Annotated in this window: 20 protein-coding genes; all 20 read left to right on the top strand. The window is 73.4% G+C overall.

Translation table 11 applies throughout. The annotated features are described in order from the left end of the window. Positions 1–221 precede the first annotated feature (221 nt). The 20 genes from OG622_RS49815 to OG622_RS49720 all read left to right on the top strand — a co-directional run bounded on the left by OG622_RS49815 (position 222) and on the right by OG622_RS49720 (position 26,238). Positions 222–1,328: a transaldolase family protein gene (locus tag OG622_RS49815; RefSeq protein ID WP_371572189.1), complete on the top strand. Its 1,107-nt coding sequence runs from the start codon at positions 222–224 to the stop codon at positions 1,326–1,328. A gap of 201 nt (positions 1,329–1,529) precedes the next feature. Continuing rightward, positions 1,530–2,480, top strand: coding sequence for a helix-turn-helix domain-containing protein (locus tag OG622_RS49810; protein ID WP_371572190.1), 951 nt, complete (start codon positions 1,530–1,532; stop codon positions 2,478–2,480). Beyond that, entirely contained in the window at positions 2,477–4,225 is a 1,749-nt protein-coding gene (locus tag OG622_RS49805) for an AMP-binding protein (protein ID WP_371572191.1), read from the top strand. Before OG622_RS49810 ends, OG622_RS49805 begins: the two co-directional genes overlap by 4 nt. Continuing rightward, a complete protein-coding gene (locus tag OG622_RS49800; protein ID WP_371572192.1) occupies positions 4,222–6,213 on the top strand; it encodes a BTAD domain-containing putative transcriptional regulator in 1,992 nt (663 codons plus the stop codon). Before OG622_RS49805 ends, OG622_RS49800 begins: the two co-directional genes overlap by 4 nt. Positions 6,214–7,312: 1,099 nt before the next feature. Further along, positions 7,313–8,548, top strand: a complete 1,236-nt coding sequence (locus OG622_RS49795) for an IS701 family transposase (protein ID WP_371572193.1) — start codon at positions 7,313–7,315, stop codon at positions 8,546–8,548. A 251-nt stretch (positions 8,549–8,799) separates the two neighbouring features. Beyond that, positions 8,800–10,440: a carboxylesterase/lipase family protein gene (locus tag OG622_RS49790; RefSeq protein WP_371572194.1), complete on the top strand. Its 1,641-nt coding sequence runs from the start codon at positions 8,800–8,802 to the stop codon at positions 10,438–10,440. A 118-nt stretch (positions 10,441–10,558) separates the two neighbouring features. Then, entirely contained in the window at positions 10,559–11,728 is a 1,170-nt protein-coding gene (locus OG622_RS49785) for a 3-deoxy-7-phosphoheptulonate synthase (protein ID WP_371572195.1), read from the top strand. Between the two features lie 53 nt (positions 11,729–11,781). Continuing rightward, on the top strand, positions 11,782–12,552 hold the full coding sequence (locus OG622_RS49780) for a 2,3-dihydro-2,3-dihydroxybenzoate dehydrogenase (RefSeq protein WP_371572196.1): 771 nt from the start codon (positions 11,782–11,784) through the stop codon (positions 12,550–12,552). Between the two features lie 91 nt (positions 12,553–12,643). Continuing rightward, positions 12,644–13,267 (top strand): isochorismatase family protein, encoded by a 624-nt coding sequence (locus OG622_RS49775; RefSeq protein ID WP_371572197.1) that lies wholly within the window; start codon positions 12,644–12,646, stop codon positions 13,265–13,267. Beyond that, a complete protein-coding gene (locus OG622_RS49770) occupies positions 13,264–15,180 on the top strand; it encodes an anthranilate synthase family protein (RefSeq protein ID WP_371572198.1) in 1,917 nt (638 codons plus the stop codon). Before OG622_RS49775 ends, OG622_RS49770 begins: the two co-directional genes overlap by 4 nt. 156 nt (positions 15,181–15,336) lie before the next feature. Next, positions 15,337–16,392, top strand: coding sequence for a 3-oxoacyl-ACP synthase III family protein (locus OG622_RS49765; protein ID WP_371572199.1), 1,056 nt, complete (start codon positions 15,337–15,339; stop codon positions 16,390–16,392). Between the two features lie 10 nt (positions 16,393–16,402). Then, the gene (locus tag OG622_RS49760) at positions 16,403–17,203 is read left to right on the top strand and encodes an arylamine N-acetyltransferase (RefSeq protein ID WP_371572200.1); all 801 of its coding nucleotides are present in this window, start codon (positions 16,403–16,405) and stop codon (positions 17,201–17,203) included. Positions 17,204–17,209: 6 nt separating this feature from the next. Continuing rightward, a complete protein-coding gene (locus tag OG622_RS49755) occupies positions 17,210–18,808 on the top strand; it encodes an FAD-dependent oxidoreductase (protein WP_371572201.1) in 1,599 nt (532 codons plus the stop codon). Positions 18,809–18,864: 56 nt separating this feature from the next. Next, a complete protein-coding gene (locus OG622_RS49750) occupies positions 18,865–19,350 on the top strand; it encodes an Rrf2 family transcriptional regulator (RefSeq protein WP_371572202.1) in 486 nt (161 codons plus the stop codon). Positions 19,351–19,446: 96 nt separating this feature from the next. Continuing rightward, the gene (locus OG622_RS49745) at positions 19,447–20,931 is read left to right on the top strand and encodes an MFS transporter (RefSeq protein ID WP_371572204.1); all 1,485 of its coding nucleotides are present in this window, start codon (positions 19,447–19,449) and stop codon (positions 20,929–20,931) included. A 248-nt stretch (positions 20,932–21,179) separates the two neighbouring features. Further along, on the top strand, positions 21,180–22,328 hold the full coding sequence (locus OG622_RS49740; RefSeq protein WP_371572206.1) for an MFS transporter: 1,149 nt from the start codon (positions 21,180–21,182) through the stop codon (positions 22,326–22,328). Positions 22,329–22,432: 104 nt separating this feature from the next. Next, positions 22,433–23,047, top strand: a complete 615-nt coding sequence (locus tag OG622_RS49735; RefSeq protein WP_371572208.1) for an NAD(P)H-dependent oxidoreductase — start codon at positions 22,433–22,435, stop codon at positions 23,045–23,047. 33 nt (positions 23,048–23,080) lie between these two features. Next, complete coding sequence (locus tag OG622_RS49730; protein ID WP_371572209.1) at positions 23,081–23,464, top strand: DUF4440 domain-containing protein; 384 nt, start codon at positions 23,081–23,083, stop codon at positions 23,462–23,464. Between the two features lie 217 nt (positions 23,465–23,681). Then, positions 23,682–24,320 carry an NAD(P)H-dependent oxidoreductase gene (locus OG622_RS49725; protein WP_371572211.1) on the top strand — a complete coding sequence of 213 codons (639 nt, stop codon included), beginning with the start codon at positions 23,682–23,684 and terminating at the stop codon, positions 24,318–24,320. Positions 24,321–24,567: 247 nt separating this feature from the next. Next, positions 24,568–26,238, top strand: coding sequence for a class I adenylate-forming enzyme family protein (locus OG622_RS49720; protein ID WP_371572213.1), 1,671 nt, complete (start codon positions 24,568–24,570; stop codon positions 26,236–26,238). Positions 26,239–26,255: the final 17 nt, after the last annotated feature.

The following is a 26,255-nucleotide window of genomic DNA, read 5'->3' as shown; positions in this document are numbered from 1 at the left end:
GACGACTTCCTGCGGTTCTTGGGGCTCGCGCCCGGGCCGGATCGGCGCGGTGCCGGCCGCCGGCGCAGGGACGGGACAGGGGTGCCGGCGGGCGGCGCCGTGAGCAGCGCAGGGTTCGGCGCCGGCCGGCTGCGGGCGCACGGGCAGGCGGGCCCGCCCCCGGAGCCGGCCGCCGCGGGCGCGCCGTGCGGCCTGGGGCGCGCGGGGCGCGGAGGGCCGCGGTGAGCGCCGCGCAGCTGTGCGCGCCCGGGGCCGCTCCGGCCGTCTGCGGGGACGGCGCGGAGAACGGGCCGCTCGGTCCGTTTGTGCACGCGCACCCTGCGGGCGGGCCGGAGACGGAGGGCACGCCCGTGCCGTATCCGGCCTACCGTCCGCATCTGGAGGACCTGGCCCGGCGCCGCCGCGGGGCCGGTGCGGCGCTGGGCGAACTGGTCGTCCGCGGCGCGCGCTCGGCCGCCGACCAGCTGCGCGAGCACCAGGCCGCGGGGGGTCCGGGCGGTCAGGTGTGCGCCGCCGTCCCCGTATCGCCGGCCCACGATCCGCTCGCCGTGCTGGCGGGGGCGCGCGCCCTGCACCGCGCGGTGGACAGGCCGAATCTGATGATCACCGTCCCGGCCACCGCGCGGGGGCTGGAGGCGATCACCGGGTGTCTTGCCGAGGGCATCGGGGTGCACGCCGTCTGCGTCGTCTCCGTCGAGCGCTACGCCCGGGTCGTCGACGCCTTCCTGACCGGGCTCGAACGGGCGGCGCGGGCCGGGCTCGATCTCGGCGCGGTGCCGACGGCGCTCTCGCTGGCGGTCGCCGGGCTGGAGACGGCGGCCGGCGCTCTCGCCTACGCGCCGGGCGGCGCCCCGCCGGGCCCGCCGGTGCCGGGCGGGGCGCGTGCGGGCGCGGCGGGGGACGCCGGCCGCCGCCTGCGGGCACCATCGACGGCATCGTCGGTGCCGGCGCCCGCGCCGATCCCGGCGCTCGCCCTGGCGGCCGCCACCGTGGACATGGCCCTGCACATCCGTGAGGAGGTCCACGAGGGGAGGCGCTGGCGTGCGCTGGCCCGGCAGGGGGCCCGGCCGCATGCGCTGCGGTGGGACGGCGTCCCCGAACCGGGCGGCCGGGGGCCCGCCGGCGACGGCACCCGGCTCTGGCGCGTCCTGGGCGCACTGGCGGACCAGGGCGTCTGCCACCGGCGGCTGACCGCGCAGGCGGAGGCGGCGGCCCTGGCCGGCGCCGCCCGGCAGCAGCGGCACACGGCGCGGCTCGTCGGGGCCGCCCTGCGCGCCCTCACCCCGCCGGCAGCGGACGGGGGGAGCACCGCGGCCGCCCCGGGGTGAACGCCCCGCCGGCCCCCGGCAGACCGCTCCGGCCCCCGGCCTCCGTCGCAGCCCTTTGCGTGGCGCACCCGCAGGACACCGCGTCGCATCGAATCCTCCGATGCAACTAGGATACCGGCATGCGGGTATGTTTACATGGGGGCGACGGACCGGCCGCCCGGCGGCCGACTCCGTCCCGACGCATGGATGGAGGTTGACGCGGTGTTACGCCTCGACGAACCCAAGCCGGTGCGCGCCGCCCTCCCGGCGTCCGGCAACGGCCCCTCGACCGCCGGACGCGGGGGCGTGCAGATCGTCAGGGAACACGACGAACCGCTCGACGGCACGACGCGCACCCACCAGTTCGGCGAGGTGCGGGTGTCCCTGGTGAAAGGCGGCCCCGGGGAACTGGTGCGCCCGGCCCGGCAGATCGACCCGCGGGCCGCGGGCTTCCTGCGGGTGTGCCGGCCGCTGACCGGCTCCCTCTGGGTGGTCCAGGACGGCCGGCACGCGGCCGTGCGCGCCCCCCAGCTCCTCTGCTACGACAGCACCCGCCCGTACAAGGTCGTCATGCCCGAGAACTACCGGCTGGTGGACGTGATGGTCACCCACCGGCTGGTGGGACTGACCGCGCCGGAGGCCGAACGGGTCACGGCCCGTGCCTGGTCGGGCGCCGAGGGGCTGGCCGCCCTGCTGTCCTCACTGCTGGAAGGGCTCGGCCGGCACGGCAGTCAGGTGCAGACCGCCGTCGACCTGCTCGGCGGCAGCGTCGTCGGGCTGACCGCGGCGCTCTTCGCCGAACGCATGCGCGAGGTCGCCGACGACCCGCAGATCGCCCGGCAGACACTGATGCTGCACATCCAGGCCTACGTCCGCCGGCAGCTGGCGGAGCCCGGCCTCAGCCCGGTGAGCATCGCCCGCGAGCACAACGTCTCCCTGCGCTACCTGCAGAAGGTCTTCCAGGAGTACGGCCTCAGCCCCGCCCGCTGGATACGCGACGAGCGGCTGGCCCGCTGCCGGGCCGAACTCGCCGACCCCGCCCTGGACCACCTGCCCGTCGCGCTGATCGGGGAACGGGCCGGACTGTACGGGGCGTCCCACTTCAGCCGGCTCTTCCGCGACCGCTACGGCACCACGCCCCGGGACTACCGCAGGGAGCGTGGCACCCGATGACCTCCCGCGCGATCTCACTGCTGGACGGCGGACCCGCCCCCCGCCCGAAGTGCGCCACGCTCGGCACGGCGCTCCTGCGGGCCGCGGCCGCCTCCGGCGCCCGGGGCCTGTGCTTCATCGGCACCGACGGCGGCGAAACACGCTGGAGCTACGGACGGCTGCTGCGGGAGGCAGGCCGGCTGACGGCCGGGATGCGGGCGGCGGGAGTGAGACCCGGGGACCGGGTCATCGTGCACGTCGCCCACCAGCCGGACCTGCTGGCCACCTTCTGGGCCTGCGTGCTGGGCGGCTTCGTCCCCCTGCCCGTCGGCACCGGCGCCACACCCGCGGCCCGGGCCGCCGCCCCCGGCCTGCTGGACGCGGTCTGGCACCGCTACGGCAGGCCCTACACCGTCACCGGGCCGGACCAGCCCCTCGCCGCGCGCACCCGCACCCACCCCGGCTGGGCCACCTCCTGGCTGGGCCACCCGCACCAGTTGCGCGCCGAGCACCCCGAGCACCGCCGCCACCCCTCCCGCCCGGACGACCTCGCCGTCCTGCTGCTCACCTCGGGCTCCACCAGCACGCCCAAGGCCGTGATGCTCACCCACCACAACATCCTCAGCCGCAGCGCCGCGACGGCCCGCGCGGGCGGCCTCGGCGCCACGACCCGCACCCTCAACTGGATGCCGCTCGACCACGCCGGCGGGCTGCTGCTGTTCCATCTGCGCGACGTGTTCCTCGGGGCGCACCAGGTGCACGCCCGCCCGGAACTTGTCCTCGCCGACCCGCTGCGCTGGCTCACCCTCGCCGGCCGTCACCGGGCCTGCACCACCTGGGCCCCCAACTTCGCCCTGTCCCTCGTCAACGACCAGGCGCACCGGCTGCCCGGCCAGGACTGGGACCTGAGCGGGCTGCGCCGCATCATGAACGGCGGACAGGCCGTGCACGCCCCGGTGGTGCGGCGTTTCATGGAGCTGCTCGCCCCCTTCCGCCTGCCGCCGGACGCGATGTTCCCCGGCTGGGGCATGTCCGAGACGGCGTCGGGCGTCGTCGACTGCCGGCTGTCCGACCTGGACGGCGGCCACACACGGTACGTCCCGGCCGGCCGGCCCCAGCCCGGCACCGCGGTGCGCTGCGTCGACGAGCGGGACGAGCCCGTCCCGGCGGGCACCTTGGGCCACCTCCAGGTCCACGGGGCCTCGGTCACCCGCGGCTACCTCGACGACCTCGACCACACGCGCCGCGCCTTCACCGCCGACGGCTGGTTCCGCACCGGGGACCTGGCCTTCGTCGAGGACGGCGTCCTCACCGTCACCGGCCGGGCCGACGACCTCATCGAGCGCGCCGGTGTGCGCTGCCACAGCCACGAGATCGAGGCCGCGGTGGAGGAACTGGACTTCGTCGCACCCACCCACACGGTGGCCTGCCCGGTCACCGGCCCCGAGAAGGAGGAACTCGCCGTCTTCTACCACCCGCGGCCCGGCACCCCGCGGACCAGGGCCGCGGCCCTGATCCGCGCGCAGGTCACCGACCGCCTCGGCCTGCACATCGACCAGGTCGTGCCGGTGCGCGCCCAGGACGTCCCCAGGACCGGTATCGGAAAGCTCCGCCGCTCCCGCATGCGGCACTGGTACGAGACACGCGACGCGGGCCCCGGCGGCGCACCCGGGCCGCGGCCGGACAGGAACCACTTCGATCCGCGCACCCCGGCCGGCCCTCATGAGGCCCGCCCGGCGCAGCCCGCCAGGAAGAGGACGCCATGAACGACTCCGTACCGGCCGGCACCGGCGGCGGTGCGCTGCGCACACGGGTGCTCGGCCCGCTGGAGGTCCGCGCCCAGGGCGAGGACCGCACACCCACCGCGCCCATGGCCCGGCGCGCGCTGGCCGTGCTGCTGCTGAGCGCCAACCGTCTGGTGTCGACCTCGGCCCTGATCGGGGAACTGTGGGAGTTCGACCCGCCCCGCCTGGCCCGCAAGACCGTCCAGACGTACGTGTACCAGATACGCAAGGCCCTCAAGTGCCCCGGGGATGCCGGCGACCGGGTGCGCACCGGTCCCGGCGGCTACCGCATCGACCTGCGGCCGGGGGAGCTGGACCTGTGGGAGTTCGAGCACGGGGTCGTGCGCGCGCGCACCGCGCTGAGCGAGGGTGATCCCCGTGCCTCGGCGCACCTGCTGCGCCAGGCGCTCGGGCTGTGGCGGGGCGAACCGTTCGCCGGACTGGACGCCGGACCGCTCCTGGCGGCGCAGATCGCGCAGATCGCCGACTCACGGCTCGGCGCGCTGGAGCTGCGCATCACGGCCGACCTGCAACTGGGCCGCCACCGCGCGCTGGTGGGGGAACTGCACCAGCTCACCGCGGACCATCCCTTCCACGAGGAGTTCGCCGCCCAGCTCATGCTCGCCGCGCACCGCTCCGGGCAGCGCGCCACGGCACTGGACGCGTTCACCCGGCTGCGCCGCCGGCTCGTCGACGAACTCGGCATCGAGCCGTCCGAGCGGCTGCAGAGACTGCAGCAGGACGTTCTCAACGAAGCGCTGCCGCAGCCGGCCGCCGTCGTCGTGGCGGGCACGGCACCGGCCGGTGCCCCCTCCCCCGCCGGTGCCGCCGCGCCGGCGCCGGTCCCTGTGGCGGTGCCGGTCGGCGGCCGGCTGCCGCTGGACACCCCGGACTTCACCGGACGCGTCGCGGAACTGACGCAGCTCTCCTGCCTCACCGGCGCGGACACGGACGCGGACGCGGGGGACACGGCCCGCGCCGTGTGGTCCGCAGGACCCCGGGTGGTGGTGGTCCTGGGAGCGGCCGGTGTGGGCAAGAGCGCCCTGGCCGTGCACGCCGCGCACCGTATGGCCGACCGGTTCCCCGACGGCGCGCTCCACGCCCGGCTGCACGACGGCGCGGACCGCCCCAGACGGGCGGACGACGTCCTGCACACCCTGCTGCGGGACTGCGGCATGGATCCGGCCACGCTGCCCAAGAACGCCGACGACCTGGCGGGCATGTTCCGGTCCTTCAGTGCCGGCCGGTCGCTGCTGGTCCTGCTGGACGACGCGGCCGGCACCGACCAGGTGCTCCCGCTGCTGCCGGCGGACGGCCGCAGCCTGGCACTGGTGACCTCCCGGGTCCGCCTGCCCGGTCTGCCCGGCGCCCGGGCGATGGCCCTGGGGGCGCTGTCGGCCGACGACGCCGCCGCGTTCTTCACCCGGGTGGCCGGGGCGGAGCGCGTCAGCGCCGGTGACGTCCTCGGGGACGTCACGCGCCTGATGGGCAACTTCCCGCTCTCCCTGCGTGCCGTGGGTGAGAAGTTCGCGGCGCGCCCGATGTGGACGCTCGACGACCTCGCCCTCGGGCTGAGGGACGAGGGCCGCCTGGCGGCGGAACTGCACGACGAGGCCTGCGACGTGCTGGCCCGGGCGGCCGGAGCGATCGCCCGGCTGCCCGGCGCCCTGCGCCGGGCGCTCACACTGCTGGCGGGCGCCGGAGCGGCTCCCTTCGACATGACACGGGCCCGCCGGCTCCTGGGCGGCAGTTCCTGGGACGGCGACTCCCTGGTGGGCCAGCTGCTCGACCATCACGTGGTGGTCAGGGCGGACCAGTCCGGTTCCCCGGCTCTCATGTTCCGGGTGCCGGATCTGATCCGGCTGTCCCTGCCGTCCTTCGACAACGCCGAACTGCGCGTTCTGCCCGGCGGCGACCGCGGCGGCCTCGGCAGCCGTTCCGTCTCCGGGGTGCTGACCGCGGCAGGCTGACGAATTCCGGTTCCGGGCCCGGCCCGCGCCGGCCAGCACCTTGGACACGGCTTCACCCGGCCTGGATCGGCCGGGCGGACGCTGGCCGTGACGGCCACCTGACAGGCCGTCACGGGCGTGGTCCCGCCTCACGGCGGGACCCGAGTGAGGAGGCGGTATGCGTTTCGAGGACGAGGTTCTCCCGCCCCGCTGGCTGATGGTGCCCGCGGGGCTGGAGGTCGAGCTCACCCCGGCAGAACCCGGCCGGCGCATCCGGTGCGGCGATCCGTCCCCGCCGGGGCGCTCCTCGCCGTCGCCCCGGCAGCCGGGCGAGGAGCCCCCCGGACGGCACCGCGAATCCTGCTGCCACTGCGGTGCTCCCCGGCCGGCCGCGTAACCGGGGCGAGGGAGGAACCGGCTGTGCCCGGCGGGCTCCCGGCGGCGCCGCACAGCGCCGGCCCTCGTTTCCCGGGGCCCCGCCCGCGGTCACGGGGACCGGTCACGGGGACGGTCACGGGGAGAGCACCGTCCCCCCGGACAGCCGGGACGGACGGGATGGTCGGGACGGCCAGGACAGCCGGGACGGACGATGCCCGGGCGGCGCGACGGCCTGCGCAGGGATGCCGGGGCGGGGCGGAGACGGGCGGCCGGATCCTCGGCCGGGCAGCCGGCCCGCCGGCGGGCGGGCGGTCCGGCGGCGGCACGGCGGTCCGGCGGCACGGGCGGCACGGCGGTCCGGCGGCACGGGCGGCACGGCGGGCGCGTACCGCTCGCGGGGCCCTGCCGGTGCTCCCTGTGCCCGGCCCGCCCGGTCCGCCCGGCCTCGCTGTGGCCCTGTTCCCCCGCACCTCCCCCGCACCGTCCGGCCGGGCGGTCACTGCCCGCCCCGTGCCGTTCCCCGCGTCCTGCCCGCCCGCGGCCGGGTCCTCGCAGAGCCCGTCGAAACGTCTTCGGCCTGCGCGTTTCCCCGGCCTTGGTCCCCCCTTGGACGCCTGATCACAGGCTGCCTCAGCAGGCAGTCGGGACCACACGAGTACGGCTGCCGCAGGCGCAACCGCACAGACGCGGGTCGCGGCCGGACCAACGGGGCCCGGTCGACCGAGTGGCGAGGTGGGATGGGATGCAGACCAGGCTGCACAGGAGCACCACGGACGGGGAGCTGTCCTACCCGGTGCGGGAAGCGACCCGGGACAGCGTGCTGCGGGAGCTGAGCACGGTGCTCTTCGGGTCCCTGCCGCGCAGCGACCAGCGGCGCAGGGGCATGGAGTACGTGCAGGGCCTGCTCGGTGTCGAGGGACGCAAGTCGATCCGGAACATCTCCTCGCTGTTCGGCGGGGAGGCGGCCGAGCAGAGCCTGCACCACTTCATCAGCGGCTCCACCTGGGACTGGGGCCCGGTCCGCCGTGCCCTGGCCCGGCATCTGGAGGAGGTCTCCCCCGCCCGCGCCTATCTGCTGCAGCCGATGGTGATACCCAAGGCCGGCGACAGTTCGGTGGGGGTGGACCGGCGCTTCTGCCCGCACCGCGGCCAGATCATGAACGCCCAGCAGGCCGTGGGGGTGTGGGCGGTCTCCGAGGAGCACAGCAGCCCGATCAACTGGCGCCTGCACCTGCCCGACACCTGGCTGGACGACAAGACCCGGCGCCGGCAGGCGGCGATCCCGGAGACGGTGCTGCCCGAGTCGATGGACCAGTGCTGTGTGGAGGCCTACCTCGGCATCACCCGGGACTGGGGCCTGCCGGTGCGCCCCGCGCTGATGGACGCCCGCCAGTCCGACGTGGCGGGCACGGTGCGCGGGCTGCAGAGCGCGGGTGCGCCGATGCTGTTACGGGTCAGTGCCAACCTGCGGCTGGCCGCCGCCGACGCGGGACTGCCCCGTGCCGCCGCCGACGCGGAGATGACGGCGCATCAGCTCATGCTGATGGCCCGGCCGCTGCGCCAGCCGGTCATCCAGCGCCGGCCCGGCCCGGGCGGTCGCACCGTGCACGCGGGCCTGACCGCGACGGTCCGTGTGCGGCTTCCGCGCCGCACCGCCCGCCGCCCGTCCTGGTGCCGTGACCTGGTGCTGTTCGGCGTCGGCGACAACGGCGGGCGCTGGCCGGCCGAACTGTGGCTGACCAACATCACCGACCTGCACCCCTCCCAGCTGCTGCGGCTGAGCAAGCTGCCCCAGCGGGTGAACCAGGACTTCGCCCAGATCGCCGAACGGGTGGGCATAAGAGACTATTCCGGCCGTTCCTTCAGCGGCTGGCACCGGCACGCCACCCTCGCCTCGGCCGCCCACGCCGTCGCGGTGCTGTCCGGCACGGCCGAGCCGGTGACCGAGGCCGCGGAGGTGACGCAGGCATCCGCGTAGCCATGCGCACAGGCATGCGCGCGGCCATGCACGCGGGCCTGTGCGTGAGCATGGAGAACGGCGCAGTGTACGGACGAGGACCTGGTCTGTCAGCCGTCCGCCCGCCCCCTGTGTCAGCTCGGCGGCCACCCGGCCCACCGAGCTGACGGACTGCGCAGGGCAGCTGACGGATTGTCCGAACGTCCTTTGGCGAGTTCTGAACCCCCGGCACACGATCTGCGGACAGCCCGTCCCCGTGCCGAGGAGTTCACATGACCGTCCAGCCGCAGGCCGCCGACGGGCGGAGAAAGGCGCACGCCGTCACCGCCGACGGCCCCCCGGCCCGCGCCGCGACCGGCTCCCGGGTCGTCGTGCGCACGTCGGCCGGGCCGGTGGCCGGTGAACGCGCCGGCCGGATCGCCGCCTTCCGCGGCATCCCCTACGCCAGGCCGCCGCTGGGCGAACTGCGCTTCGCCTCCCCCCGACCGCCCGTGCCCTGGCGCGAAGTGCGCGAGGCCGTGCGCTTCGCCGACGTCTCCTTCCAGAGCCGCATACCCAGCCGGCCGGTGCCGCCCCACAGTGAGGACTCGCTGTACGCCAACGTGTGGACGCCCAACACCGGCGGCAGCAGGCCCGTGATGGTGTACATCCACGGCGGCGGCTGGCAGGCCGGTGCGGGCAGCATGCCCGCCTACGACGGGGCCCGGCTGGCCGCCCGCGCGGACATGGTCGTGGTCACCTTCAACTACCGGCTCGGCGTCCTGGGGTTCGGCCTGCACGAGGACCTCACCGATCCGCTGAGCGGTGACTTCGCCAACTGGGGCCTGCAGGACCAGCAGGCGCTGCTGCGCTGGGTGCGCGCCAACGCGGCCGCCTTCGGCGGGGACCCGGACAACATCACCGTGTGCGGTACCTCCGCGGGCGGTGCCAGCGCCTGGCAGCTCGCCCTGCTGCCCGGCCTGCGCGGCCTGATCCGGCGCATCGTGTCGATCAGTCCCAGCCATGTCACGCCGCCGGCGACCTCGCTCACACCCGAGGACTCCCGCAGCGCCTACCGGGCCGTCGCCCGCCGGCTGGGCACCACCGTCGCCGGCCTGCGCGAGGTGCCGGCCGCCGCGCTCGCCGCGGCCTGGGAGGAGATCTTCGCGCCGCCTCCCGAGGACCGGATCGTCGCCAGCGGACGCTGGTACAGGGGGCCGGTCGTCGACGGTCGCACCATGCCCGGGCCCGACCACGCGCTGCCGGCTCCCGGCGTGCCCGTGCTGTCGATCCACACCAGCACCGAGGGCTCCTTCTACACCGGGCCCGCCTCCCCGCAGCCCCTGCCCGCGCCGCGGGACGCCGCCGCTCTGCGAGGGGCGGTGCGCGATGTGGTGCGGCTGGTGCGGCCGGAGGCGGGCGACGATCTCGCCGACGCGTGCATCCTCGCCTACCGGGATGCCGCGCGGGACGCCGCGCTGCCCGGCGATCCGCTGTCGCTGTGGACGGAGATCTGGGGTGACGCGCTGTTCAGGCACCAGATCGTCCGGTTCGCCGAGCGCCATGCCCGTGCGGGTGCCGGCCCGCTGTACGCCATGGAGTTCGCGCATCCGGCGCTGGCGCCGCACTTCGGCACCCCGCACGAGGCGACCTCACCGTTCATGTTCGGCACCCACCGACTCCCGCAGTTCGCGCCCGTTCTCGGTGCGGGCCCCGTGGAGAGGCTGCTGTCCGACATTTTCATGGACGCCGTGGCGGCCTTCGCCCGTACCTCTGTGCCCAGCACCCCGAACACTCCCGGCTGGCCGCCGTTCACTCCCGACGCGCCCAGCACCCTGGTCCTGGGCGGCCCTGGCATCGCCGAGGTCAGGCACACCCCCAAGCTCGCCCAGCTCGGGTTCTGGGACGCGGTGGGCTGGACGCCCGGTCTCTGACCCGGCCCGTCCGTGCCGTCCTGGCCGGGCCCTTGGGCCTTCTCCCCGATTCCGTACGCCGCGGCAGCCATGCCGCGTTTTTTTTCCCACCGTCCGTATTCCTTGTCTGGAGACATCCGTGGACTTTCCCCTGCTCGACCTCGAATGGAAGATCGCCCCTCAGCAGCCGGTCTGGGACGACCCGGCGCAGGTGAGCCGGGTCCGCTCGGATCTGGCGAGCCGGCCCGCGCTGGTACGCGCGGACGACGTCCGTGCCCTGCGCGGCCATCTGGCCCGGGTGGCGGCCGGCGAGGCCCTGGTGGTGCAGGCCGGGGACTGCGCCGAGGACCCCGACGAATGCACCGCCGAGCATGTCGCGCGCAAGGCGGCCGTGCTCGACCTGCTGGCCGGGGCGCTGCGGCTGGTCACCGGCAAGCCCGTGATCCGGGTGGGCCGCATCGCGGGACAGTTCGGCAAGCCGCGCTCGAAGCCGACCGAGCTGATCGGCGGCGTCGAACTGCCCGTCTACCGCGGTCACATGGTCAACAACCCCGAGCCCACCCCCGAGGGACGCCGCCCCGACCCGTTGCGGCTGCTGACCGGGTACATGGCGGCCGACGAGATCATGCACCACCTGAACTGGCACCGCGCCCGCGGCACGGACCTCATCGACCCCGCTGTCTGGACCAGCCATGAGGCGCTGCTGCTCGACTACGAGGTCCCCCTGCTGCGGCACGAGGCCGACGGGCTGGTGCTGTCCTCGACGCACTGGCCGTGGATCGGAGAGCGCACCCGGCAGCCCGAGGGCGCGCATGTCGCCCTGCTCACCGGCGTGGTCAACCCGGTGGCCTGCAAGGTCGGCCCGGGCATCACCCCGGAGGAACTGCTGGATCTGTGCCGGCGTCTGGACCCGCGGCGCGAGCCGGGACGGCTCACCCTCATCGCCCGCATGGGCGCCGACGCGGTGGCCGACGCCCTGCCTCCGCTGGTCGAGGCCGTACGCAGGGCGGGCCACCCGGTGATCTGGCTGACCGACCCGCTGCACGGCAACACCGTCACCACCCCGGGAGGGTTCAAGACCCGCTACGTGGAGGCGGCCGAGCGCGAGGTCGTCGCCTTCCACCACGCGGTGACCGCGGGCGGCGGCGTCGCCGGCGGCCTGCACCTGGAGACGACACCGGACGCGGTCATGGAGTGCGTCAGCGACGCGGGGGCGGCCGGCCTCGTCGGTGACGCCTACCAGAGCCTGTGCGACCCGCGGCTCAACGTCAGCCAGGGCATCTCCGTGGTGTCCGCCTGGCAGTCGTGAGCCGCCGCACCGAACAGCCCCTGCCCGCACGGCATGTGAAGGAGAGGCACGACATGGAGAACAGACTGGCGCTGGTCACCGGAGCCGCCGGCGGCATCGGCGCGGCCGTCGCCCGTGTCCTGGGTGAACAGGGCACCGCGGTGGCCGCGGTCGACCGCGATGCCGCCCTGCTGGGCGAGATGATCGAGAAACTGGGCGCGGACGGGCTGCCGGTGGCGCCGTTCCCGGCGGACGTGACCGACAGCCGGGCGGTGGAGGAGGTCGTCGCCGACATCGAGGCGCGCCTGGGTCCCATCGACTATCTCGTCAACGCGGCGGGGGTCCTGCGCCTGGGCGAGGTGAGCACCTTCAGCGACGACGACTGGAACAGCACCTTCGCCGTCAACACCACGGGTGTCTTCCATCTCTCGCGCGCCGTCGTGGCCCGGATGGTGCCGCGCGGCCGCGGGGCCGTGGTCACCGTGGCCTCCAACGCCGCCGCCACCCCCCGGACCGGCATGGCGGCGTACGCGGCGTCCAAGGCGGCGGCGGAGATGTTCACCAAGAGCCTGGGCCTGGAGGTGGCCCGGCACGGTATCCGCTGCAACATCGTCGCCCCCGGCTCCACCGACACCCCGATGCTCAGCTCCATGTGGCAGGACGACTCCGGTCCGCGGGCCACCGTCGCCGGGAACCTCGACGCCTTCCGTGTCGGCATCCCGCTGGGCAAGCTCGCCCAGCCGGGCGACGTCGCGCGGGCCGTCGCCTTCCTCCTGTCCGACCAGGCGTCCCACATCACCCTGCACACCCTGACCGTCGACGGCGGCGCGGCGCTCGGCGCCTAGCCCTGTACCGGAGCACGGAACCGCCCCGCCGCGGCCGCGTCATGCGGCGCGGCGGGCGGCACACCGTGCGGAGAAAGGAACCGAGACCACCATGGCCGGACTTCCGACCATCGAGTCGTACCCCCTGCCTTCCTCGTCACAGCTGCCGGCGAACACCGCACCGTGGAGCGTGGACCCGGCGCGCGCGGTGCTCCTCGTCCACGACATGCAGCGCTACTTCCTCGAGCCGTTTCCCGAGCCGCTGCGCAGCCAGGTCGTGGAGAACGCGGCCCATGTGCGTGAGCAGTGCGCCCGACTCGGCATCCCCGTCGCCTACACCGCCCAGCCCGGCGGCATGAGCGCCCAGCAGCGGGGCCTGCTCAAGGACTTCTGGGGGCCGGGCATGCGTCCCGCCCCGGCCGACCGTGCCGTGGTCGACGCCCTCGCCCCCGCAGAGGGGGACTGGCTGGTGACCAAGTGGCGCTACAGCGCCTTCCACCGCACCGACCTGCTCACCCGGATGCGTTTCCACGGGCGTGACCAGCTTCTGGTCTGCGGGGTCTACGCCCACGTCGGCGTGCTCATCACGGCCGTGGAGGCGTTCAGCCACGACATCGAGACGTTCGTGGTCGCCGACGCCGTCGCCGACTTCTCCGAGAGCCACCACCGGATGGCCCTGGAGTACGCGGCCGCGCGCTGCGCGGTCCTCACCACCGCCAAGGAGGCCCTGTCATGACCGGCGCCCGCCCCGAGGGGCCGCCGAAAGGCGCTCTGCTGGAGAAGATCCTCGGCCCCGAGCCCGGGCCGTTCGCTCTGCTGCACCGGCCCGAGGCGAACGGTCCCGGACTGGTCGACATCCTCGTCGGCGAGGTGTCGCACCCCAAAACCCTCTCCGACATCCCGCTGCCCGAGCCCGGCGGCGCGGACGGCCCCCGCCACGACGTGCTCGCCCTCGTGCCCTACCGGCAGATCACCGAGCGGGGTTTCGCCGCCCACGACGACGGCACTCCCCTGGTGGCCCTCAGCGTCACCCGGCAGGAGAGCGCCGGCCTGGGCACCGTGCTCGCACAGCTGCCCGAGGAGAGCATGCGCACCTCGGGCGGCCACTTCGACGTGGACGACGACGCCTACGCCGAGACCGTCCGCCGCGTCATCGCCGACGAGATCGGCACCGGCGAGGGCGCGAACTTCGTCATCAAGCGGACCTTCACCCTCGACATCGGCGACTACTCCCCGCGCAGCGCCCTGACCCTGTTCAAGCGGCTCCTGGAGCGCGAGAAGGGCGCGTACTGGACGTTCGTCGTGCACACCGGCACCCGCACCCTGGTCGGTGCCACACCCGAGCGGCACATCAGCGTGCAGGACGGCACGGCCGTGATGAACCCGATCTCCGGCACCTACCGCTACCCGGCCTCCGGCCCCACCCTGCCCGAGGTGATGGACTTCCTCGCCGACCGCAAGGAGACCGACGAGCTGTACATGGTGGTGGACGAGGAACTGAAGATGATGGCCCGGATCTGCCCGGACGGCGGCCGGGTGAGCGGTCCCTTCCTCAAGGAGATGGCCCGCCTGGCCCATACCGAGTACTTCATCGAAGGACGCACCGCCATCGACCCGCGGGAGGTCCTGCGCGAGACGATGTTCGCGCCGACGGTCACCGGTTCGCCGCTGGAGAGCGCCTGCCGGGTCATCGGCCGCTACGAGCCCAGCGGGCGCGGCTACTACAGCGGCGTGGTCGCCCTGATGGGCCGCGACGCGGCGGGCGGCTACGCCCTGGACTCCGCGATCTGTATCCGCACCGCCGACATCGACGCCGCCGGGCGGGTGCGCGTCGGTGTCGGAGCGACGCTGGTGCGCCACTCCGATCCGCTGTCGGAGGTGGCCGAGACCCGGGCCAAGGCCGCCGGGCTGCTCGCCGCGCTGGAGGGTCAGGGCCCGGCCCGGTTCGCCGCCCACCCCGAGGTGCGCAGGGCGCTGGAGCAGCGCAACGAGAGCATCGCCGGGTTCTGGCTCGCGGGCGGCCCGCCCGCCGCCGAGCAGCCGCTGCCGCCCGGGCTGCGGGTTCTCGTGGTCGACGCGGAGGACACCTTCACCTCGATGATCGGGCACCAGCTGCACTCCCTCGGGCTGCAGGTGACGGTGAAACGGTTCGACGAGCCCTACCGGCTCGCCGGCCACGATCTGGTGGTGATGGGCCCGGGCCCCGGCGACCCGGGCGATCTCTCCCACCCCAAGATCGCCCACCTGGACCGCACGATCACCAGACTGCTCGAGGAACAGCGGCCGTTCCTGGCGATCTGCCTCAGCCACCAGGTCCTCAGCCGCCGCCTGGGCCTGGACCTGCGGCGCAGAGCCGTCCCCAACCAGGGCGTCCAGCGTGACATCGATCTGTTCGGGCGGCGCGAACGGGTCGGCTTCTACAACACGTTCGCGGCCGTGAGCGGCGAGGACAAGACGGAGACGGACGCGGCCGGGGTCGTGGAGATCGCCCGGGACACGGGCAGCCTCGAGGTGCACGCGCTGCGCGGCGCGCGGTTCGCGTCGATGCAGTTCCATCCGGAGTCCGTGCTGACCCAGAACGGGGTCGGGATCACCGGCGACCTGGTGCGCCATCTCCTGGCCGGCTCCCGCCTGGCAGTGGCCGACTGACCCGGGTTCCCGGCGGCCGGCCGGCGCACCGGCCGGCCGCCATCTGACGTACTCCCCCCGCGACCTGACGGGTTCGGCGGCCGGGCTTTGCCCCCGGCCGGGCGCCCTGGGGACCATCTGCTGCGGGAGGACCGAACTCTCACGGAAGGATCACACATGATCACCACGGGTACGGCCCGCTCGACCCGCAGGCCCGCCGGCATCGCGATCCTGGGCACGGGTTCCTGTCTGCCCTCCCATGTGGTCGGCAACGACGAGGTCGCCGCCGCCGCCGGAGTCAGCGACGAATGGATCCACCGCAAGACCGGCATACGCAACAGGCGCCGGGCCAAAGCCGATGAGGCGACGTCCGACCTGGCCGTCGCCGCGGGCCGGGCCGCGCTGGAAGCCGCCGGCATCACCGCCGCGGACCTCTCGCTGATCATTGTCGCGACGTCGACGCCCGACTCGCCGCAGCCGCCCACCGCCTGTGTGGTGGCCGACGGCCTCGGCGCGGGCCACGGGCCCGCCGCCTTCGACGTCAACGCCGTCTGCAGCGGCTTCGTCTTCGCGCTGAACGCGGCCGCGAACATCCTCGCGGGCTCCGACTCCCCGTACGCGCTGGTCATCGGCGCGGACATCTACTCCCGCATCCTGGATCCCGCCGACCGGCGCACCGCCATCCTCTTCGGGGACGGAGCCGGAGCGGTGGTGCTGGGCCCGGCCCGGCCCGGCCGCGGTCTGCTGGCCGGGCAGCTGGCGGGGTTCGGCGCCGAACGCGACCTGATCGAGGTGCCGGCCGGCGGCAGCCGTCTGCCGGCGACCCCCCAGACCCTCGCCGAGGGTCTGCACTACTTCACCATGAACGGGCGCGGTGTGCGCGAGTTCGTCGACTCGACGGTCGCCCCGGCCATCGCAGCCTTCGTCGGCGACGCGGGCTTCCGCATCGGCGACCTCGACCACTTCGTGCCGCACCAGGCCAACGGGCGCATGCTCGAGGACCTTTCGGCCTCGCTCGGTGTCCCGGCCGGCCGCACACGGTTCAGCTACGAGGACTTCGGCAACACCGGAGCCGCCTCGATCCCGGTCACCCTCGACCTCGCGGCCCGCTCGGGACGGCTGAGCGACGGAAACCTCATCCTGCTGGCCGGTTTCGGCGGCGGCATGGCCATGGGCCTGTCGCTGCTGCGCTGGCAGCGCAACCACCCCTCACACAGCACCCCGCACGTCTAAGGAGACGGTGATGTTGGACGGCATCATGGACGACTATCTGCGCCGGATCGAAGCGGACCGGCCGCACCGCGCCGACCTGGCAGGGCTCCGCCACCTGATGGAGCGCCATATCCTGTCGGTCCCCTTCGAGAACCTCGACTACCACCTCGGGGAAGACATCTTCATGGACGAACGCGTCCTGGAGAAGATCGTCCGCAGGAAGCGGGGCGGCGGCTGCTACGAAGTCAACCCCGCCCTGGCGTTCCTGCTGACGTCGCTGGGCTACGAACTCGACATCCTGCCGGGCTGGGTGCACCGCCCCGACGGGCTCGGCCCCTTCCTGGGGCACCTGGCGCTCCGGGTCAGGGCCGACAGCCAGGACTGGCTGGTCGACGTCGGCTTCGGCCGCAACAGCCGCTTCCCGCTGAACCTGGCCTCCCGCGAGGTGCAGCACGACCCGCACGGCGACTACCAGCTGCACGACGCCGGCGAGGGCGCCGTCGACGTGTACCTCGGCGGCAAGCCCCTGTACCGGGTCGCGGACCGGCCGGTGCAGATCGCCGACTTCGCCCCGACCCTGTGGTGGTACCGCACCTCGCCCGACTCCTCGTTCCTGCAGGGCCTGTTCTGCTCCATCCGCACCCCCGACGGCCTGGTCACGCTCAAGGGCAACAGCCAGATCAGCATGGTCGCGGGCGCGGAGCGCTCCAAGCACACCCTCGAAGGCGAGAGCGAGGCGCTCGAGGCCTACGAGAAGTTCTTCGGCATCCACCTGGACCGGCTGCCCGACCGGCCCGCCGGAGGCGTCACCGCCGGCGTGCGGACGGACTGAAAAGCGATGAGCGAGATCACCACCGGGCCGCCCGACATCGACGTACTCGTCGTCGGCGGCGGACCCACCGGCCTGCTGACCGCCGTGGAACTGCTGCGCCGCGGCATACGGGTGCGGGTCATCGACCGTGCCGAGGCCGCATCGATGACACCGAAGGCACTGTCGGTGTGGCCCCGCGCCCTGGACATCCTCCAGGACGCCGGGCTCGCCGGCGCCGTCCACCGCGAGTCCCTGCGCATCAACCGGCTCAGTTACTTCTCCGAGCGTGAACCGCTCGCCTCCTTCCCCCTCGACGAGGACACCGCCTGCCGGGTGCTGCCGCAGCACGTGACCGAGCGCCTGCTCGCCGAGCGGCTGGCCGAACTCGGCGGCAAGGTGGAGCGCGGGGTGCGGCTGCTGGCCCTGGAAGGCGTGGACTTCTCCGGCGACCTCGCCGCCACCGACGGCGTCACGGCCGTCGTGGAGCTGGCCGACGGCAGCGTCAGCCGCATCCGGGCGCCCTACGTGGTCGGCGCCGACGGGGCCGGCAGCGCGGTCCGCGGCCAGCTCGGCGTCGGCTTTTCGGGCAGTACCTACGAGATGGCGTTCGCGCTCGTCGACGCGCGGACCGAGGGGGACCTTCCGCCCGACGAGTGCCTGTTCTACCAGGCGGCCGGCGGGGCCCTGGTGGTGGTGCCGATGCCCGGCGGCGTCCACCGCTTCCTGTCCGTCATGCCCAAGGGCCGGCGTGAGGTCTCCCTGGAGCTGATGCAGGAGATCCTCGACGAGCGGGGGCCCCGCGGGGTGCGGCTGACCGAGGCGGTGTGGCAGGCCGTCTTCCGCGTGCACGCCCGTCACGCCTCCGACTTCAGCGTGGGGCGCGTCTTCCTGGCCGGCGACGCCGCGCACGTGCACAGCCCGGCCGGCGGCCAGGGCATGAACAACGGCCTGCAGGACGCCCAGAACCTCGGCTGGAAGCTGGCCGCCGTCATCCGCGGCACCTCACCCGCCGCTCTGCTCGCCAGTTACGGCACCGAGCGTTCCGAGGCCACCCGCCAGATCGTGCGCGACACCGACCTGCAGACCCGCGCCTGGGTGGCCCGCAGCCCGGCCAAGGTCCTCGCCCGGGACACCGTCTTCAAACTGTTCGACCGCAGCGGTGTGGTGTCGCGGTACTACACGCCGGTGATGGCCGGACGGCGTCTGGCCTACCCGCCGGCGCGTGACACCCAGCGGCCCTCCGGGCCGGCCGGCTGCCGGGTCCTGGGCCGGATACCGGGCGGACCGAAACAGGGCGCGGTCTTCCCGCGCCGCGCCGCCCTCGCCCACGGCATCAGCGGCCCCGGCACCGACCCCCACGCCTGGACCCTGGTCCTCGCCCCGCCCTCGGACACCTGGCGCACCGAGGCCGGGCACATCAGCGCCCGCTACGGACAGCTGCTGCGCACGGTGGTGCTGCGCCGCCCGGAGAGCGCCCCGGCCACCGGCTGCCGCCGTGCGGGCTACTGGCTGGTGCGGCCGGACGGACACATCGCCGCGCACGGCCACACGGCGGACCTGGGCCGTCTGGAGGCCGAGCTGAAAGCGTCCCTGACAGCCCGGGCGGCCACGCCGGAGGCGACCTGACATTAAAAGAAGCGTGGCCTTCACCGCGGACATCGTCGATGCGTAATGTCCAGGACATGAAGCTGAGAGAGGGCGTGGAATGGGCGGTGCACTGCTGCATCAACCTGTCCTGGCTCTCTCCTGACAAGGTGGTGCCGGCGGCCAGACTCGCAGCGTTCCACGATCTGCCGCCGGCCTACCTGAACAAGCAGATGAACGCGCTGGGACGAGCCGGCATCGTCTCGTCCCGGTCCGGCCCCCGCGGCGGATACCGGCTCGGCCGGGAGCCGGACGGCATCAGCCTGATGGACGTGGCCACGGCCATCGACGGTGCGGCACAGGCCTTCGTGTGCACGGGAATACGCCACAACGGCCCGGCCGGCCAGATTGCCGGCACGGCCGGACACCGCACCCCGTGCACCGTGGCCCAGGCCTTCGCCGGCGCGGAACTGGCCTGGCGGCACCGGCTCGCGGGCCGGACGATCGCCGAACTGGCGGACACCGTGCGCCGGATGGACCCCGCAGCACCACACCACGTACGCAACTGGTTCGACCAGGACTGAGCGCACCCCCCGCACCACGCGCCGGGCTGTCCGTTCCCGGTGCGGCGCCCCCGCGCGCCCCCCTCTCTTTTCCGACCCGTAGTGAAAGGCACAGTCATGCCGTCTTCGGCCACAGGCGCCGTCCTCGAGGCACCACGCCGGCGCACCGGACTCCTCCTGGCTCTGCTGGCGTTCGCCCAGCTGATCATCTCCATCGACTACAACATCGTGTACGTCGCGCTCCCCGAGATCGGTGACGCTCTCGGGTTCACCTCCCAGACCCTGCAGTGGGTGATCAGCGCCTACGCGGTCGCCTTCGGCGGGTTCCTGCTGCTCGGCGGCCGGGCCTGCGACCTGTGGGGGCCGCGCCGTATCTTCGTCCTCGGGCTGGCCCTGTACGGGGTGTCCTCGCTGGCCGGCGGCCTGGCCACCGAGCCTGCCGTGCTGATGGCGGCCCGGGCGGTGCAGGGCATCGGCGGCGCGTTCCTCTTCCCCGCGACGCTGACGCTGGTGTCCACCAAGTTCGCCGAGGGCAAGGAGCGCAACCGCGCCTTCGCCGTGTGGGGCACGGCCGGCGGTTCCGGCATGATCCTGGGCTCGCTGCTGGGCGGTGTGCTGACCGAGGCGTTCGGCTGGGAGTCCGTCTTCTACGTCAACGTTCCCCTCGCCGTCATCGCCATCCTGTTCGCCTTCCCGCTGATCTCCCGCGACACCCTGAGCAGCTCGGGCCGCTCCTTCGACCTGGCCGGCGCGCTCACCGCCACCGTCGGCACCACCTCCGTCGTCTTCGCCCTGGTGCAGGGCCCGGAGTCGGGCTGGGGCTCGTCGGTCATCGTCGGCGCGCTCGTGCTGGGCGCCGCGCTGCTGGCCGCGTTCTTCGTCATCGAGAAGAACAGCAAGGACCCGCTGATGCCGCTGCGGCTGTTCGGCAACCGGAACCTGAGCACCGGCGCGGCGGTCACCTTCTTCTACATGGCGACCTTCGGCTCCCTGCTGTACTTCCTGACCGTCTACTTCCAGGGCGTGCACGGCTACAACGCGCTGGAGACGGGGCTGGCGTTCCTGGTGCCCATGGTCGCCATCTCCATCGGCGCGCAGAGCGCCGGCCGTCTGGCCACGAAGTTCGGTCTGCGCGCCATCATGATCGCCAGCCTGCTGGTGGGTCTGGTCGGCACGGTGATCGTCGGCCTGACCCTGGCGACCGACGGCTCCTACGTCTCCCTGATCCCCGGCATGGTCGTCCTGGGCCTGGGCCAGGGCGCCGGCTACACCCTGATGTTCGGCGCCGCCACGGTCGGTGTGGACCCGATGGAGCAGGGCATCGCCTCCGGTATGGCCTCCACCACGCAGCAGATCGGCGGTGCGGTCGGTCTCGCCGTCCTGGTCGCCGTCGCCAACTCCGGTCTGGAAGGCCTGCAGGGCGAGGCGCTGCGCGCGGCCACCAACGACGGTCTGCGCACCGCGGTGTTCATCGCCGCGGTCGGTATCGCGCTGACCGCGCTGATCTCCCTGGGCCTGCAGAAGCCGGCCAAGGGGCGGGCCGTGGCCGGAGGTTCGGCCGCGACCGCCGCGAGCGAGGAGCCGCAGACCGCTCAGGTGTGACCCCGCTGCCCCGGCGCACCCCACCGGGTGCGCCGGACGCCGTCCCCTCGCCCCGTTCGTTCCCCCGCGGGTGCGGGGGTTCGGCGTTTTCCGCAGGGCCGTCTCCTGCCGGGCGCGGGGGACTTGACGCATAGCGGGCCGTTCGATTGCCGGGCCGGTGACACCCCCCGCAGGATCGGTGTATGTCGAAATTATCGGTTGCCGAAGCGCCTTCGGCGACGTCACGGACAGCACCGTTCGCCGCGACCGTGACGACCGTGTCCCTCATGGGCGTGCTCGTGGTCGGCCAGATGTACGTCACCATTCCGCTCATGCCCGAACTCGCCGCCGCCTGGGGCGTGCGGACGGAGTCGGCGGCGCTGTCGACGACGGCGTTCGCCTTCGCCCACGCGGCGGGCTCGCTCGTCAGCGGCCCGCTGGCCACCCGCTGGGGACGGCGCACCGTCATGGTCATGAGCGTCCTGGCCATGACCGTCGTCACCGCCCTGCTGCCGCTGGTGACGTCCCTGGGCACCGGAGTCGCCCTGCGCGCCCTGCAGGGGCTGTTCGCGGGCTCGTTCATCCCCATGTCGTACGCGTATCTGCATGCCCGCATGGCCCCGCACCGGGTCTCCCTGGCCCTGACCGTGGTCTCCGCCTGTATGGGCGCCACCGTGGTGATCGGCCAGGCCGAGGCCCAGCTCGTGGCGTCGCTGCTCGGCTGGAAATGGGTGTTCTGGGGGACCGTGCCCCTGCTGCTGGCCGGTGCCGCCGTGTCCTGGCGTGTGCTGCTGCCCGGGGAGCGCGGGGACGCGGGCACCACGGACACAGGCACAGGCACAGGCACGAGTACGGGGTCGGGGTCGGGTCTGCGGAGCGTCCTCGGCGGCCGGATGATCACGCTGTACCTGGTCATCATGGTCGGCGCGGCGAGCCTGACCGCCGCCTACACCGGTGTCCAGCTGCACGGTCCCGCGGGCATGGCCGACGACGGCCCGGCCCTGCTGGCGCTGCGCGCCAGCGCCCTGCCGGCGCTGCTGATCGCCGTGCTGCTCGCCCCCGCCCTGAGCCGGCTCTCCGCACCGCGCCGTGCGGGCGGGGCCCTGGTGGTCACCACCGCCGCGATGCTGGCCGCGGCGGGCGGCGCCGACAGCGCCCTCGCCCTGGGGGCCGCCCTGTTCGCGTTCATGGCGGGGTTCTCCACGCTCGGTCCGGCACTCATCCAGAGCGTCGGCGCCCGGGCCGGGGCCGCTCAGACCACCGCGATCGCGGTGTACGGCTTCACCCTCAACGTCGGGGCCGGCGCCGGCGCCCAGCTCGCCGTCGGCTTCTCGGACTTCTCCTCGCTGGCACTGTTCCTGGCCGCGGCTCTGGCGGTCGCCACCGCCGGTGTCCTGCGCGCCGCCCGCACGACCTGACGCACTCGCGGACGCTTCGTTGCCGCCGTGCCGGGCGGCGGACCACGATGCCGAACGTCCCCGCACGCCACCCGAGTCACCGGTACGCCCAGGGAGCCACCCACATGACCAACGTCGCCGTCATCTACTACTCGTCCACCGGTTCCACCTACCGGCTCGCCCGGGCCGCGGCCGACGCCGCCGCCGAACAGGGCGCCGAGGTACGGCTGCGCCGGGTGCCGGAGACCGCCGCCACGGGACGGCCCGGCTCCGACGAGCACGCGGCCGACGCCCTGGAGATACCCGAGGCGTCCGTGGACGATCTGAAGTGGGCCGACGCCGTGCTGCTCGGCACACCCGTCCACTTCGGCCTCGCCGCGCCGCAGCTGATGCAGTTCATCAACACCACCTCGTCGCTGTCGATCCACGGCGGCCTGCTGCACAAGGCCGTCTCCGCCTTCGCCTCCGGCTCCGCCGAGCACGGCGGCCAGGTGACCGCGATCCTCGCGCTGCACAACGCCGTCTGCCACTGGGGATCGGTCATCGTCGCCACCGGCTCCGCCGATCCGGTGCTGTACGAGAAGAACAACGGCAACCCGTACGGCGCGAGCACCGTCGCCGGCAACCGCATCGGTTTCATCCACGACGAGAACGTCGGCGCCATCGCCTACCAGACCCGCCGCACCATCCATGTCGCGGCGGCCCTGAAGGCCGCCGCACCTGTCCGGGCCGCCGCCTGACGACCACCTGATGAGAACGCTTGAGGAGAGAACATGGCAGTCAGCGACCCGGCCACGCTGCCCCAGACCTTTGTCGAGGCCTTCAACGCCAAGGACCTCGCCGCCATCGACCGGCTCTTCGAACCCGGGGCGGTCCGTGTGCTGCGGCCGGGCGTGGTGGTCAGCGGTGACGGCCGCCGGCAGGCGACCAGCAGCTTTCTGGCCCTGGGCGTCCCGATCGAGATCAGCCTGCGGCACACCTACGTCTACGACGACACGGCCCTGCTGATCGGCGACTTCGTCATCGACGGCGCCGGCCCGGACGGCGAGCGGGTGCACATCGAGGGCACCGCCACCGACGTCGCCCGCCGCGGCCCGGACGGACTGTGGCGCTACATCATCGACAACCCGCCCGGCGTGGAGACGGGCGGCAGCTGAACCCCCGCCCCCCGCCTGCGGACTGCGGACTGCGGACTGCGGACTGCGGACTGCGGACTGCGGACTGCGGGAAGAGAACCGCGCCGGGAGGGGGACGGTACCTGACGGACTATGGGAAAGAAATCGCTGCCCGGCCGGGCCCCGCGACACGATGGGGCATGCACCGGCAGCCGGAAGGACGGCGCGGGCACGAATCCGATGAGGGAGCAGTACGTCCATGACCAATGTCGCCATCGTTTATTACTCGGCCACCGGAAACATCCACAAGCTGGCTGTCGCCGCTGCCGAGGCGGCGGAGAAGGCGGGTGCCGACGTGCGGCTGCGCCGGGTCGCGGAGATCACCGGTGAACCGCTCGCACCCAACTACAAGGAATGGAGCCAGGCGAACACCGAGCACGTCGCCGCCAGCCGGGACGTCGCGGTGGCCGAGATCGGTGACCTGGACTGGGCCGACGCCGTCGTCTGGGGCACTCCGGGCCGCTACGGCCTGCTCGCCGGCCCGCTCAAGCACTTCATCGACCAGACCTTCGAACTGCACGCCCGGCGCGGGCTGATGAACAAGGCGATGTCCGCCTTCACCTCGACGGGCACCCAGCACGGCGGCCAGGAGTCCACCCTGCTGTCCCTGAGCAACGTCTTCTACCACTGGGGGGCCGTGATCGTGCCGCCCGGCGTGACCGACGACATCCTGCTCGCACCGAGCAACGGCAACCCCTACGGGGTCAGCGCCACTTCGGGCCTGCAGGCCATTCCCGGCCACCTCGCGCAGAACGTCACCGACGACAACCTCGCCGCCGTCGGCTACCAGACCGTACGCACCATGAAGGTGGCCGAGGCACTCAGGCAGTCGCTGTAGGAGGACTGCCGCGGCAAGAAGACTGCCGAAGAGACGCCGAAGAGGCCGGACCGTGCACCGCACGGTCCGGCCTCTTCCCCATTCCCCATTCCCCACCCCCCCTCTTTCCTTCTTCCCGTTATTGCTTCCGGGCGGATTCACGAGATGACGCATTCACGGGATTTCTCTGTTCCGCGGCAATGCCGTGTGCGAGGTTTTCGGGGGGAGTTCTTATTCCGTGTTTCGGTTCACCAGAGGAAGAGTCCTTATGTTCAAGGTTCCGAAGAGCAAGAAGTTCCTCTACCTCGGGGTCGTCTCCGAGCGCGCCGCCGAGAAGTTCGGCACCACCCCGATCTCACTCGACCACGACCTCGCGGCCTTCCCCTCGGCGGGGCAGAAACTGACCGTCGCGGAGTTCGCCGGGCATGTGGCCGAGACGGCCAACCGGCTGTGGGCCGCCGGTGTGCGGCCCAGCGAGCACGTGGCCGTGTACAAGACGTCGAACTTCGACATCACCGTGCTGGCGTGCGGCGCGGCCCGGATCGGCGCGGTGCCGGTCATGCTCTCCCCGCACCTGGACGGGGAGAGCATCGGCAAGCTCCTCCAGCGCCTGGAGCGGCCCACGGTGCTGACCGACGAGGCGAAGCTGACCGGTGAGCTGGCCGGCCTGCCGCTGGCCGACCTGACCGCGCGGGTCATCACCACCACGGGCTCCCACCCCGGCGCCGTCTCCTTCGCCTCCCTGGCGGGCGCTGCCGAGCGCCGTCCGGTGCTGCTCGGCCCCGACCAGCCGGCGCTGATGACCCACACGTCGGGGACGACCGGCATTCCCAAGCTGGTGGTGCACTCGGCGCGTTCACTGGGCGCCCGCGGCAACTGGCAGGACAAGGTCGTCTCCTTCATCCGCAAGCGGGAGACGGTGGCCATGCACGTGTCGTACGTGCATTCGCGGATGTATCTGGGGCTGGCCGTGCTGCAGATGCGCGGGATGCCGATGGTGTTCATGAACGACGCCAGCCCGGCGCACGTGGCCGACATCCTGGTCAGGCACCGTCCGGGTGTCCTGGAGACCCACCCCAACTCGTTCCTGGAGTGGGAGGAGATGCTGGACGACCCGCGCCGGCCCGTCTCCAACGTCAAGTACTTCAACAGCACCTTCGACGCGATCCACCCGAGCACGATGCACAAGTTCCTGCACGCCTCGGACCGGCGCAGCCCGGTGTTCCTCCAGGTGTACGGGCAGAGCGAGTGCGGTCCGCTGGCCGCCCGCACCTACCGGCGCCGCAACGCGCTGAAGGCGGACGGCCGCTGCCAGGGCTACCCCACGCCCGGCATGACCAAGTACCGGCTGGTGTCCCGGGGCGGCACTCCCTCCAAGGAGACCCCCGGCTACATCGACGTGGCCACCGCGGGGCGGGCGCTGACGTACTACGGCGAGCAGGAGCGCTTCGAGCAGCAGGTCATCGGCGAGTGGTGGCGCGGCGGCGATGTCGGTTACCGCACCAGGTGGGGCTGTCTGCACCTGCTCGACCGCGAGGTCGACGTCATCGAGGGGATCGACTCCACCCTGGAGGTCGAGGACGCGGTGCTGCACCGGCTGGAGGAGCTGACCGAACTCGTCGTCGTGCCGGGCCCCGACAAGCGTCCCGTGCCGGTGGTGTGCACCCGCGGCGATGTACCGCTGGACCTGGAGCGCTGGCAGGCGGCCGTCGCCGACCAGCCCGCCCTGGGCGCGCCCGTCCAGCGCCGTCTCGCCGACCTGCCGCGCACCGCCACCGCGAAGATCCGGCGGCTGGAGCTGGCCCGGCAGCTCGCCGAGAGCCTCACGGCGGCCAAGGACGCCGGCGCGGACCGGGAAGGCTCCGCGAGGACCGAGCAGGCGGCCACGGCGGGCGGGCAGGGCAGGGCGGCGGTCCGCTCCGAGACCGCCGCCTGCTGACCAAACCGGCCGACGAG

The sequence above is a fragment of the Streptomyces sp. NBC_01314 genome (assembly GCF_041435215.1).
Classification (GTDB): Bacteria; Actinomycetota; Actinomycetes; order Streptomycetales; family Streptomycetaceae; genus Streptomyces.
The sequence above is the reverse complement of the archived record's forward strand: the minus strand, read 5'-3'. Positions and strand labels throughout refer to the sequence as shown.